Consider the following 12974-nt stretch of genomic DNA (forward strand, 5'->3'; position numbering starts at 1 on the left):
TCAGAATGACAAATGATTATAGTCGTTCAGTTAAAAAATGTCATTCCGAGTTTATCGAGGAATCTAAAAAAAAGTTTATTTCACAATAAAAGGTATTAAATAGTATTAATAAAAAATATGATTCCAGTTAAATTAACAATAGAAGGTTTATATTCTTACCAAGAACGCCAAATAATAGAGTTTAATAATCTGACAGAAGCTGGGTTATTTGGGATTTTTGGAAAAGTTGGTTCAGGAAAATCATCAATTTTAGAAGCTATTACATTTGTATTATATGGCGAAACAGAACGATTGAATAATCGTGATAAGCGAGCATATAATATGATGAATTTAAAATCAAACCGATCATATATTGAGTTTGATTTTTATAATTATGAAAACAAATTATTTCGTGCAACGCGAGAGTTTAAACGGAATTCTAAAAATTTTGAAGATGTAAAATCTCCAACGGTCGTTTTATATGAATTCAAAAATGAAAGCTGGATTCCTTTAGAAAGTTCAGATGTTGAAGAAATTATTGGTTTAAGTTATAAAAATTTCAAGCGAACAATTATTATTCCGCAAGGTCAATTCAAAGAATTTATTGAATTAGGAGCAACGGAACGTACCAAAATGATGAAAGAAATTTTTAGTCTACATCGTTTTGATTTACAGGATAAAGTTGGTGGTTTAGTCAAACAAAATCTATCTAATTTAGATAAACTTCAAGGAAAATTAACAGGTTTTGAAGATGTTTCTACTGAGAAAATAGAAGAATTAGTAGAAGAATCAAAAATTGCGGAAGAAGAATCAAAAAAAATCAAGGAAGAATATACAATTTTAAGTGAGGTTTTTGAGAAATTGAAAAATTTAAAATTAGACTTTGATAACTTAAAAAATCGTAAAGTTGAACTTAATAATCTAAGTGAAGAAAAAATACTGATTGATGAAAAAGAAGAGAAAACAGCTGTTTATGAGCAAATTTTCAATTCATTTTTTCAATTATTAAAAAATAAAAATAAATATTCGACAGATTTAGAATTTAAAAATCATGATGTCGAAAATCTAAAAAAACAATTTCATTTAATAGATAATCAATTAAAAGAAATAAGAAAAGAATTAGAAATAATTCAACCTCAATTTGAACAATTAAATCAAAAACGACAAGAAGAAACTGATTTAGGTTTGATTGCTGAAATTATAAAATTTACAAAAGAAATTGAGGTATTAAAAGAGCGTACAGAAAAAGGTTTATTTCAGGTAGAAGAAGTAAGGAAAAATGTGATAAAAATCAATCAATCGATTGATGAAAAAGAACAAAAAATAAAGACTTTACAAGCAAATAAAGTTGATTCTCAAATTATATTTGAAGTTGGAAATTGGTTTAATCAACAAAAAAATTTAGAAAATTCTATATCTAATCAACAAAAAAAAGTAGAGCAAGTTAAGTCACAAATCAATCAATTAGAAAAAGATTTGATCGATTTTAATGTAAACAAAGATTCGTTTGAAAAGGAAAATTTAGCGCTTAAAAAACAATTTCTAAACCGTAAAAAAGAAGTTGAAGAAAAACGTAATCAATTAGAAATTCAACAAAAATTAGCACAATATGCGCATGATTTACACGATGGAGATGCTTGTCCTTTGTGTGGATCGGCGGAGCATCCACATATTATTGAAGTAGAGGATGTGAGTAATAATTTGCTGCTTTTGAAAAATTTGTATACAGAAATTGAAAAAGAGGAGACAGATTGGCAAGAAAAAGTTAATAATATTCAGCAAATTTTTTCTCATTTACAAATTTTTGGAGATCAGTTAAAACAAGAAAATAGTTTAATTGAGGATTTGAACAATCAGTTTACAAATCATTTAAAATTATTTACTTGGACTACTTTTGATTCTGCAAATTTTGCTCATTTTCAGGAAATACAACAAAATTCTATTCGATTAGAAAAAGAAATTGAACAAGAAAATGAAGCGTTAAAAAATGATCGAGTTGCAATAGAAAAAGAACGTCAAGATTTGGATAAATTTTCGAAAGCATTAGAGAGTTTTAAACTTGATGAAGGTGAAAAATTAGCTCGAATTAATCAAAATAAAACAAATTTGAAAGTTCTTTTATTTGATGATTTTAAAGTGTTTTCGGAGGAAGATATTTTATTAAAAGCAAAAGAATTAAATCAATCTAATCAGAAAATTGAACAAATTTTTCATGCTTTGAGTCAAAATTTAAATGATCTGAATCCAAAATTAGCATCTCAAAAAACGTCGATTACGTTAATTGAAGAGCAAATTAAAGAGATTTTGAATGAGTTAGATCAAATAAATACACAAATCAATACAGCATTAGTAGAGCATCGTTTAGATAAAATAGAAGAGGTAGAATCTATTTTAAAACAACAAATCAATATTTCTGAAGAACAAAAAATAATTCATGATTTTAAAGTTAGGTACGAAACAGCGAAACAAATAATAAATGATTTAGAGCATAAATTGGATGGATTAAATTTTGATGATAATGCTTTTTTAGAAGCTGAAATTAATTTTAAAAATGCAGAAATTAGAAAGAATGAATCATCCAAAAAAGTTGTTTTACTACATGCAGAAATTGATCGTTTAAGAAAAGAATTTGATGCTAAAAAAGAATTATTAGAGGAGCAGACTGCATTACAAAAACGCGCGGATAATCTTAAAATAATGAAAAATTTGTTTGATAGCGCAGGTTTTGTACAATATGTTTCATCTATTTATTTACGACAATTGTGTGAAAATGCAAATGTTCGTTTTCATCGTATGACGCGAAATCAGTTGAGTTTACAGATGAATGAAAATAATGATTTTGAGATTATCGATTATTTAAATGAAGGTAGAACACGAAGTGTGAAAACGCTTTCTGGTGGGCAAGCATTTCAGGTTTCTCTGAGTTTGGCATTGGCATTAGCAGAAAGTGTGCAAGCGAATGTGAAGGCGGAAAAGAATTTCTTTTTTATAGATGAAGGTTTTGGTACACAAGATTCTGAAGCTGTAAATATTGTTTTTGAAACATTGATGAATTTGCAAAAAGAGAATCGTATTGTCGGAATTATTTCTCATGTTGATGAGTTGAAAGATAGAATTCCAGTGGCTTTATCCATTGTAAAAGATGAAGAAAAAGGAAGTTTAATAGAGTTTATATAACGATATAGAATTAATATCAAAAAAAATCCGTTCGATTATTCGAACGGATTTTTTTTGTTTTATGATATCCTATTTTTGGTTCAATCTAATTTTCTTTAATTTTTATTGTACCTAAAATTTCAGGTAAAAAAGTATTCGGAAAAATCTCTCTCGCTTCATCTAGCAATACGCTATAATCATGATATCGATTAGAGAAATGTCCAATCACCAATTTCTTTACATTAGCTTCTTTTGCAATCATTGCAGCTTCTTTTGCTGTTGTATGACCTGTATATGTTGCCAAGTCTTTCAATTCATGTAAAAAAGTTGCTTCATGATACAATAAATCCACTTCTTTTATGATAGGAACAATATTCGGTTTGTATTTTGTATCCGAACAAAAAGCATAACTTAATGATTTTTGAGCTTCGAAAGTTAAATAATCATTCGGAATTATTTTACCAGATTCTAAGACAAAATCTTTTCCATTTTTTAAATTTTGATAATCACAAATCTCAATTTCAGGAAATTCTTCTATCGTGTCAATATTCAGTTTTCGAGGTTTCTTTTTCTCTCGGAAAAGATAACCATTTGTATAAACTCTGTGATTTAGCGGAATAGAAAAAACTTCTACTTTATCATCTTCAAAAACCAAAACAGATTCTTTGGTGTGTAATTCATTGAAAATTATTTGATAAGAATTATTTGATTCCGTTAATCGCAATTGTGTCATAATAAATTCCTCGATTCCTTTCGGACCATGAATATGTAGCGGCGTGTCACGTCCTAATAACTGAAAAGTAGAAATTAATCCAATCAATCCAAAAACATGATCGCCATGCAAATGCGAAATAAATATGTGATTTATTCGGTTAAATTTTGCCTTCGCTTTACGTAATTGCACTTGCGTTCCCTCTCCACAATCTATCAAAAAATAACGTTCTGCTATGTTGAGTAATTGCGCAGTTGGATGTGTAAAGGCTGTTGGTAATGCCGAATTAAATCCTAATATGGTAAGTTTTAAACTCAATTTTTGTTTAGGTTTATTAAAAAATTATTTAGTTTTTCTACTGCTTTTGCTCTGTGGCTTATTGCATTTTTTTCTTCTGCGGACATTTGAGCAAATGATTTCGAAAAACCATCTGGAATAAAAATAGGATCGTATCCAAAACCATTTTCTCCTAAAATTTCAGTAGAAATAGTTCCATCAATTCTTCCTTCAAAAAAATATTCCTTTCCATTCAAAATTAAGCAGAAAATCGAAATAAAATAAGCTTTTCGGTTTGTTTTTCCATCTAATTCTTTCAGTGCTTTTGCAATATTATCTTCATCTTTTCCTGTCCCAGCATAACGTGCAGAATACACACCTGGAGCGCCATTTAAAGCATCAATTACTAAACCAGAATCGTCTGCAAAGATATTTTTTCCTGTTTTCTCGAAGATTGTTTTTGCTTTTAATAGAGCATTTTCTTCAAAAGTTTTACCAGTTTCTTCTATTTCATCAAAAAAACCAATATCAGTCAAAGATTTCATCGATAAATAAGAAGGTAAAATTTGTGCAACTTCTTTTACTTTATTGTTGTTGTGTGTGGCAAAAATTAATTCCATTATATTGTTTTTTGTTGCGTCTGTTTGTATAATAAAAATACGCTTCCAATTCCTAAAATTGTTAATCCTATTAAGATTAAATAATCAGATTGTACAAAGACATCGCCTTCCATATCGCCCTGAATAAGCATTAATGAATAAGCAAGTGTGTTGTTTAAGAAATGTAAAATCATCGGTATTAATAAAGATTTTGTACGATAATAAACAAACCCAAAAATTACACCCAAAATTCCGGCACCTATAAATTGCCAAGGATTCATGTGTGCGCAACCAAAAATAAAACCATTAAGTAATATTGCAACTGTCGGATTTACATTAAAATTCAACATTCCTTTTAGTATAATTCCTCTGAAAATAATTTCTTCAAATATTGGTGCTAAAAGACAAACCATTATAAAACCTGCGATTTTATAATCTAACATCATTTCGAAAGATTCTTCGAAGATTTTATAAACAGCTTCTAAAGGACCAGTTGTCGGAATTAAACTTGTGAAAAATTCTGCTAAAGGCAAGAATAAAAACCAGCAGCAGACAGCTAAAATGAGCTGTGTAAAGGTAAATTTATGTTTGATAGATTGTAAAATAACCGTAAATTTTGTTTGTGTCAACATGAGTAAAACCACAATTGCAGCAAGCGTTCCGCTCAAAAACCCCAATGGTAATGTAATATGGTTTAATGGTTTATAAAACATTCCTGGAAGTGAAATTATACTGCCTACAAATTGCCAAACAATAACGGCTACTAAACTGTATAAAATGGCTTTTCCGATTCCGAAACTTATGATATTTGGTTGAGTTGATTTTTTTTCCTCAACATATTCTTGGTATGGAGATTTCTCATTCATGGTGATAAGGTTTACCCTGCAAGATACTAAATCCGCGGTAAATTTGTTCTGTTAAAAATAAACGAACCATTTGGTGCGTAAATGTCATGTTGGATAATGACATTTTTTTATTTCCACGATTATAAACTGTTTCATCAAAACCATAAGGTCCACCAATCACAAAAACTAAATTTTTGACAGATTGATTCATATAATTCTGAATATCGTCTGCAAATTGCTTAGAAGTTGGTTGTTTTCCTTTTTCGTCCAAAATAATTACAAAATCAGTATTTACAATTTTTGCTAAAATTTGTTCACCTTCTTTCTGTTTTTGTTGAATTTCTGACAAATTTTTACGATTTTTAAGGTCAGGAATTTCAATTCTTTGATAATTTATATGTGAAGGTAATCGATTTTCATACTTTTGCAGAAGAATTTCGATGGCTTTTTCGTCGGTTTTACCAATACAAATTGTCGTAATATTCATTTAATAAAATTATAAGGCAAAAATATGCGCATTCTGCAAGATTTTAAAACATATACAGGAATAAATTATTTTAGATCTTGGTCGAAAGCAACAATGATGAACAAAAAAACGGGCATCACGGTATATGATTTCTTGAAAGTTTTCTGGATTCGTGTAATGAAAGGAAATTTTCCACTTCGTTCTGCTGCAGTTTCTTGGATCTTGTTTTTTAGTATGTTTCCTTTTTTGCTTTTTTTGTTTAGTGTTTTGCCGCATTTGGCTTATTACGAAGAGATAAAAAACTTACTTTTCACACAACTTTTACCACAACTTTTACCGAAACATGTGAGTAATGAAGTGATTTCTTATATAGATAGCACGACGGCTTTACAGGGAAAACGAAAGGTAAATTGGTTGCTTATTATGGTGACGATTTTTATGTCATCTAATGGAATTCAGGGAATTATAAATGGATTTAATGTTTCGTATCAAGATGTTTATGTGAAGAGAAAAAATTCAAAATCAAGAATGATTTCAATTATTTTAACTTTGTTTTTTACAGTTTTTATAGTGTTGCAAGTTTTTCTTTCGTATTCAACATCAGTTATTTGGAAATATTTGAGTCATGTTAAATTTTTAACGCAAATAGGACAGTTTTCTTATTTAATCAATTATTTTACAGTATTTATTTTCTATTTTGTGTCGATGTGTATGTTGTATTATTTTGGTCCAAATCATAAAAAATCAAGAAGCACAGTTTTACCAGGAGCAATTTTGACATCGGTATTATTTTTATTAACCGTTATTGGATTTAATACATATCTAAGTTATTTTTCTAATATCGATTTATTGTACGGATCGCTTGGATTAGTGATGATTATGATGATTTTTGTTTACATTAACGTGATATTGATGTTGGTTGGATATGAACTAAATATGTCTATTAATTATACTAAAAATTATGAATATGTAAGCCATATTGATAGCAATAGATACATCAATTTAGATAAATAAAACTAGCGAAAAGGATAAACTATTCATTCAGTTTATGTCCGCAAGTTTTGCAGTAAATAGAGCCGTCAAGATGATAATCATCGCCACAATTTCTACATTTTTCGGTGTTTTTCGGAATATCTAGTTTTGATGCTTTATTCATTTCCATCGTTACAATTCCTGTTGGTACAGCAATTATTCCATAACCAATTATCATCACCAAAGAAGCAAGAAATTGTCCCAAACCTGTAACGGGAGAAATATCTCCATAACCTACCGTTGTTAAAGTTACAATTGCCCAATAAATACTAATCGGAATACTTGTAAAACCAGATTCTGGATGATCGTGTTCTACCATAAACATGATAGAGCCAATAACAACTACAATTAAAATAACGTAGGATAAAAATACAATAATTTTGTCTTTACTTTCTTTAAGACCAATAACCAAGACATTTCGTCCGTGTGTAAATTGCGTTAAATTAAAAATTCTAAAAATTCGTAATAAACGTAAAATACGAATACTCGATAAATATTTACTTGAAGGGAAAAATAATCCTAAATAGAACGGAAGAATTGACAATAAATCGATAATCCCGTAGAAACTAAAAATATAACGCCATCTGTTTTTTACACAATAAACTCTCAAAAGATATTCTATCGTAAATAAAGATGTTAAGGTCCATTCCAGTGTAACTAATGTAGAATGATAACGAGCGTTAATAGCTGGTACAGACTCTAACATTACCAAACCAACACTTACCATTATCAGAAACAATAATGTAATGTCAAATAATTTTCCATAAGGTGTATTTGCCTCGAAAATGACATCAAATATTTTTTGTTTTAATTTATTTTCTTCATCCTTACTCATTCTTCGGAATGTAGGAAATTGACTTTTAAACATTGGTTTATATTTTGGAATGAGCTAAATTAGAGAAAAAATAATTATGAATATTCTTTTAACTGGTGGAAGTGGTTTAATTGGTTCTGCATTAGTCAAAAAATTGATTGATAATGGTCATCAAGTTCGTATTTTAACACGTGAAAAAGAAGTACAACACCCTTTTTATAATTGGAATATTGATAAAATTGACGAAAAAGTTTTTGAAAATTTAGATGGAATTATTCATTTAGCTGGTGCTTCAATTTCTAAAAGATGGACAAAATCATATAAAAAAGAAATTCTGAATAGTCGTGTAGACACAGCAAATTTGCTTTATAAATATGTGGAAAAATTAAAACCGAAACTTAAATTTTTTATTTCTGCATCAGGAACTTCTTATTATGGACAAATTACTTCGGACAAAATTTTTACAGAGAATGATGCGCCTCACAACGATTTTTTAGGAAGTATTTGTGTCAATTGGGAAAACGCAGCTTATCAGTTTCAGGATTTTGATGCCAGAGTGGTTTGTTTACGAACTTCGTTGGTTTTGGCAAAACAAGGAGAAGGATTCAAGTTGCTAAAAAAGCCGATACAAATGGGTGTTGGGGCTAATTTGGGAGATGGGAAACAATGGTTACCTTGGATACATCTAGACGATTTGGTGCAAATGTATGTTGATGCTGTAGAAAATTCCACTATAAATGGTAGTTACAATGCGTCTTCACCAGAAATGATTAATCATACTACATTTAATCATATACTTGCTAAAAAACTGAACAAACCTTTTTTTATGCCAAATATTCCAAGTTTTATGATGAGATTAGTTCTTGGAGAAATGAGTGATTTGGTGTTGAAAGGTTCTCGAATTGATCCCGCAAAAATAGAAAAAGAAGGTTTTCGATTTAAATATCCAACATTAGAAAAAGCTTTAAAAGAATTATTGTAAAAGTTGATCAAAACCTTCATAAAGGATTAGATATTTACTTTTATTTATTATTGTATTTAGTAAATTTGCAAAATTATATATTTTAAAGATGAAATTTAAACTTACTCTACTTTTTGCTTTGACTACTTTTTTGAGTTTTGGTCAAACGAAAGATTTTAAATTCGGAAAAGTTTCGGAACAAGAAATTAACTTGAAAGAAGTTTCTTTTGAGAAAGATGCAGATGCAGTTATATTATCCGAAGAAGGAAAAATAGACTTAACGCCTTCTAATTATTATTTAACAGTTAAAAGACGAATCAAAATTTTGACTGAAAAAGGAATTGATGAAGCTAATATTGAATTATCTTATTACAGTAAAAATAAGAACGAAAGCGTATCAAGTATAAAAGCCAATACAATAAATATAGAAAATGGTCAACCTGTAATTAGTACTATTACAGATAAAGATATTTTTGATGTTCAGGTAAACGAGTTGTATTCTGCAAAGCGTTTTGCGTTACCAAATGTAAAAGTTGGATCTATTATCGAGTATTCATATACTAAAAGTAGCGAACATAATTTTTCTATCGACGCATGGAATTTTCAACATGAATTGCCAACTTTATACAGTGAATTTAAGTTGAATAATCAAGCCTACAACAATTTTTCTATCATCACAATTGGAGATAATCTTAATACAAAATACAAAGGAAAATCAAGCGCAACAACTTGGGCTTTAACAAATATTGAAAGTTATAATAAGCTGAAATACGTTTATAATCCTCAAGACCAGAGTGAACGTATAAAATTACAAGCCGATAATTATCACACAGAGGGAGGTAAGAAAAATACAATGGCAGCTTGGAAAAGTTTAATTTTAGATATATATAATGATTATTCGACATATAGAAACTCATCTGCTATAAAAGATATTGCACAAACTATACCCGATGGTAAAAATGATGTTGAGACTTTAAAAAACATTGTTGATTATGTTGATAATAATGTGAAATGGAATAATTTTTATTCTATTTTTCCAAGACAATCAAATAAAACTTTACTAAAAGAAAAATTAGGAACAACAGCAGATATAAATTTATTGTTGAATGAATTATTTATAGCCAAAGGGTTTGATTCTTATCTCGTTTTATATAGCACGCGAAAACATGGGCAACTAATGTTTGGTTATCCATTTATTAATCAATTTAATTCAGTTGCAACTGTAGTAAAACAGAAAAATGGGCAAAGTATTATTTTAGATGCCGCACAGTTGAATAAAGAACAAATAGAGTTTGCTCCAATTGGTGTATTTAATTATTACGGATTAGTTATTCAGAAAGGTGAACCTAATTTTGTCAAGTTAAATCAAAAACTATCAACGTACGAATCTGCGTCTAATTATCATTTCACAGATAATAAACTTATTCTAAATCGTAAAGATAATTTTGATGGATATTTTTATGATGAAGATATAAAAGATGAAAATGCATTAAAAAGATACGTTACAGAAACTGTAGATATGCAGCTAGATGTAGAGAAGGAAGATAAGGTTGTTTATGATAAAAACATGTATACAAAAAGTTATAAAGCGACGAGTAATACTATAAAATCACCGTTTTATACACTTATAAATCCTTTGCGAGAATTCTTAAAACAATACACTTTTGAGGATAAAAATCGTCAACGTAAAATAGAATTTCTGTTTCCATATTTATTTAATATTCAAACAAAAATTAAAATTCCAGAAGGTTATACAGCTGTCATTAATGAAACATTTAAGGCACATCATAAAATAGATTTAGGCTTAGAATATTATCAAGAAGCAAAAATAAAAGACAATGTTTTGATTTTAGTAATTCAATTTCTTTTACCAGAAGGTGTTTACGAAGTAGACAAGTATACTGAATTGAAACAATTTTTTGAGAAAGTAAAAATAGAATCAACAAAAGAAGTTTTAATAAAAAAGAAATAATAAAAGCTCGTTGTGCATTTTGAATTAAAATTCGTCAGTTCGAGTGATTTTTAGAAATGACACTTCGATAAACTCAGTACAAGAATGAATAAAAATTGTATCTAGAATAGAATTTTAGCAAATTGCACAATGGATTAATAAAAATATTATAAAACCGGAATTTAAAAGATTTCGGTTTTTTTTTGTCTAAATATTTAGAATAAATTATCAATAAATTTTCGTTCAGAGTAATCATATTTAGACGTATTTGTTATTATTTTAATCAATTATTTTACACTAATAATCAATTTAAAGCATTATAAATCATATACTTTATAAATAAAAAAGATAGTAAAGGGAAATAATATTAATTATCTTTTTAAGATCAATTCGAAATTTACTATCATGAAAAAAAATGTTGCAACACAAATTGTAGAACTATTAGAAAAAGCGGGCGTAAGACACGTTTATGCTGTAGCTGGCGATAGTTTAAACTACTTTAATATCGCTGTAAAAAATAGCGAAAAAATAGACTGGGTTCACGTTCGTCACGAAGAAGTGGGTGCTTTTGCAGCTTCTGCAGAATCTCAATTTTCGGGTATCGGATGTTGTGCTGGTAGTTCAGGGCCAGGACACGTACATCTTGTAAATGGCGTTTATGATGCGCACAAATCTCGTACACCCATGATTGTAATTGCGTCAACGTGTGCTACGACGGAGTTTGGGACAGAATATTACCAAGAAACTAACACAATTACACTTTTTGATGATTGTAGTTGTTTCAACCAAATGATTACCCGTGCAGAGCAAGTTCCGCGTATCGTGCAAATGGCGCTTCAGCGTGCTATCGATAACAAAGATGTTGCGGTAATCGGTCTTCCTGGCGATGTTGCGGAAATGGAAGCGGTAGAAAATAATTTTACACAAGAGTTTTTCTACAATCGTCCAATCGTTATTCCTCAGCCGTCTGAATTGGAAAAGGCTGCAAAAATGATTAATGAAGCTAAAACGGTTACATTATATTGCGGAATTGGTGCTTCAGAAGCGGCAGATCAAGTTATTGAACTTTCTCAAAAACTGAATGCACCTGTTGGATATTCTTATCGTGGAAAAATGTATATCCAAGGAAATAATCCAAACGAAGTAGGTATGACAGGCTTTTTAGGATTACCAGCGGCGTATCACGCAATGCACGAGTGCGAATTGTTGATTATGATCGGAACAGATTTTCCTTATAAAGCATTCATACCAAATGACAGAAAAATTATTCAGATCGAATTAGAAGGTGGTAAGGTTCTTGGTCGTGGTAAAGTAGATTTAGGTTTGATGGGAAATTCTAAAGAAACTATCGAAAATCTTTTACCATTAATTGAAGCGAAAACAGACAAAACTTTTCTTGACAAACAATTAGCACTTTATGATGTTGTAAAACAAAGAAAAATGGTTTATGTGGAAGATAACGGTACAGAAGACCGTATTCGTCCAGAATATGTTGCCTATCAAATTGATCTTTTATCGAAAGATGACGCTATTTATACCGTAGATACAGGTTTAAACTGTGTTTGGGCATCACGTTACATCACAGGAAATGGTAAACGCCGAATGTTGGCTTGTTTCCGCCACGGTTCTATGGCAAATGCAATGCCGCACGCAATGGGAATTCAATTAGCACATCCTGATAAACAAGTAATTGCATTTTGTGGAGATGGTGGTTTATCGATGCTTTTGGGCGATTTATCAACTATAAAACAATATAAATTACCAGTTAAATTAATCATTTTTAATAACCGAGCAATTGGACAAGTAAAAATGGAAATGGAAATTGCAGGAATTACGGATAACGAAACCGATATGGATAATCCAGATTATGCAATGGTAGCGCAAGGAATGGGGATTAAAGCCGAAAATGTACACAAACCAGAAGATGTTATTGATGCGTTGAAAAGAGCGTTTGAATATGATGGACCTTATATTTTGAGTGTATTTACAGATCCAGATCATTTCGCAGTTCCACCAAAAGCTTCTGATGCACAAATTGAAGGTTTTACAAAATTATTAGGGGCTAAATGAAAAGTATACCTAAAATAAAGGCTTTAAATAAAAATAATTTGAATTTAGTGGTACTTGGTTTGAATTTTTTGATGCAGAAATTAAAGGTAAATATAAAACGGCTTTAATTTCTG

At 29.5% G+C, this 12974-nt stretch carries 10 protein-coding genes; 5 read left to right on the forward strand and 5 right to left on the reverse strand.

Going from position 1 to position 12974, the window contains the following annotated elements; genetic code table 11:
- Positions 1–117 precede the first annotated feature (117 nt).
- Positions 118–3156: an SMC family ATPase gene (locus tag RSC72_RS06960; protein ID WP_332545284.1), complete on the forward strand. Its 3039-nt coding sequence runs from the start codon at positions 118–120 to the stop codon at positions 3154–3156.
- Between the two features lie 85 nt (positions 3157–3241).
- Here the strand turns inward: RSC72_RS06960 and RSC72_RS06965 are convergent, their stop codons facing one another.
- Genes RSC72_RS06965 through rlmH form a run of 4 tightly spaced genes read right to left on the reverse strand, consistent with a single transcriptional unit; the run spans position 3242 to position 6054 of the window.
- Positions 3242–4165: a ribonuclease Z gene (locus tag RSC72_RS06965; protein ID WP_332545285.1), complete on the reverse strand. Its 924-nt coding sequence runs from the start codon at positions 4163–4165 to the stop codon at positions 3242–3244.
- Positions 4162–4743 carry an RdgB/HAM1 family non-canonical purine NTP pyrophosphatase gene (gene rdgB / locus RSC72_RS06970; RefSeq protein ID WP_332545287.1) on the reverse strand — a complete coding sequence of 194 codons (582 nt, stop codon included), beginning with the start codon at positions 4741–4743 and terminating at the stop codon, positions 4162–4164. The genes RSC72_RS06965 and rdgB overlap by 4 nt, the downstream gene beginning before the upstream one ends.
- The gene (locus tag RSC72_RS06975; protein WP_332545289.1) at positions 4743–5588 is read right to left on the reverse strand and encodes a CPBP family intramembrane glutamic endopeptidase; all 846 of its coding nucleotides are present in this window, start codon (positions 5586–5588) and stop codon (positions 4743–4745) included. Before RSC72_RS06975 ends, rdgB begins: the two co-directional genes overlap by 1 nt.
- The gene (gene rlmH, locus RSC72_RS06980; RefSeq protein ID WP_332545291.1) at positions 5581–6054 is read right to left on the reverse strand and encodes a 23S rRNA (pseudouridine(1915)-N(3))-methyltransferase RlmH; all 474 of its coding nucleotides are present in this window, start codon (positions 6052–6054) and stop codon (positions 5581–5583) included. Before rlmH ends, RSC72_RS06975 begins: the two co-directional genes overlap by 8 nt.
- A gap of 24 nt (positions 6055–6078) precedes the next feature.
- Here rlmH and RSC72_RS06985 point away from each other — a divergent pair, with 24 nt between their 5' ends.
- Positions 6079–7047: a YihY/virulence factor BrkB family protein gene (locus RSC72_RS06985; RefSeq protein WP_332565888.1), complete on the forward strand. Its 969-nt coding sequence runs from the start codon at positions 6079–6081 to the stop codon at positions 7045–7047.
- 19 nt (positions 7048–7066) lie between these two features.
- Here RSC72_RS06985 and RSC72_RS06990 read toward each other — a convergent pair whose 3' ends face one another.
- Entirely contained in the window at positions 7067–7933 is an 867-nt protein-coding gene (locus RSC72_RS06990; protein WP_332546505.1) for an ion transporter, read from the reverse strand.
- A 43-nt stretch (positions 7934–7976) separates the two neighbouring features.
- Between RSC72_RS06990 and RSC72_RS06995 the strand changes: the two genes are divergently transcribed.
- The 3 genes from RSC72_RS06995 to RSC72_RS07005 all read left to right on the forward strand — a co-directional run bounded on the left by RSC72_RS06995 (position 7977) and on the right by RSC72_RS07005 (position 12861).
- Complete coding sequence (locus tag RSC72_RS06995) at positions 7977–8861, forward strand: TIGR01777 family oxidoreductase (RefSeq protein ID WP_332546507.1); 885 nt, start codon at positions 7977–7979, stop codon at positions 8859–8861.
- 88 nt (positions 8862–8949) lie between these two features.
- Positions 8950–10812, forward strand: coding sequence for a DUF3857 domain-containing protein (locus RSC72_RS07000; RefSeq protein WP_332546509.1), 1863 nt, complete (start codon positions 8950–8952; stop codon positions 10810–10812).
- 384 nt (positions 10813–11196) lie between these two features.
- Positions 11197–12861: a thiamine pyrophosphate-dependent enzyme gene (locus tag RSC72_RS07005; RefSeq protein ID WP_332578461.1), complete on the forward strand. Its 1665-nt coding sequence runs from the start codon at positions 11197–11199 to the stop codon at positions 12859–12861.
- Positions 12862–12974: the final 113 nt, after the last annotated feature.

Origin of the sequence: Algoriella sp., assembly GCF_036647415.1 — a bacterium.
In the GTDB taxonomy this organism is placed as follows: Bacteria; Bacteroidota; Bacteroidia; order Flavobacteriales; family Weeksellaceae; genus Empedobacter.

What these genes read in the sequence shown, in the direction of transcription:
- RSC72_RS06960 (WP_332545284.1), top strand. Translation starts at nt 118, where the DNA reads ATGATTCCAGTTAAATTAACAATAGAAGGTTTATATTCTTACCAAGAA.
- rdgB (WP_332545287.1), bottom strand. Translation starts at nt 4,743, where the DNA reads ATGGAATTAATTTTTGCCACACACAACAACAATAAAGTAAAAGAAGTT.
- RSC72_RS06975 (WP_332545289.1), bottom strand. Translation starts at nt 5,588, where the DNA reads ATGAATGAGAAATCTCCATACCAAGAATATGTTGAGGAAAAAAAATCA.
- rlmH (WP_332545291.1), bottom strand. Translation starts at nt 6,054, where the DNA reads ATGAATATTACGACAATTTGTATTGGTAAAACCGACGAAAAAGCCATC.
- RSC72_RS06985 (WP_332565888.1), top strand. Translation starts at nt 6,079, where the DNA reads ATGCGCATTCTGCAAGATTTTAAAACATATACAGGAATAAATTATTTT.
- RSC72_RS06990 (WP_332546505.1), bottom strand. Translation starts at nt 7,933, where the DNA reads ATGTTTAAAAGTCAATTTCCTACATTCCGAAGAATGAGTAAGGATGAA.
- RSC72_RS06995 (WP_332546507.1), top strand. Translation starts at nt 7,977, where the DNA reads ATGAATATTCTTTTAACTGGTGGAAGTGGTTTAATTGGTTCTGCATTA.
- RSC72_RS07000 (WP_332546509.1), top strand. Translation starts at nt 8,950, where the DNA reads ATGAAATTTAAACTTACTCTACTTTTTGCTTTGACTACTTTTTTGAGT.
- RSC72_RS07005 (WP_332578461.1), top strand. Translation starts at nt 11,197, where the DNA reads ATGAAAAAAAATGTTGCAACACAAATTGTAGAACTATTAGAAAAAGCG.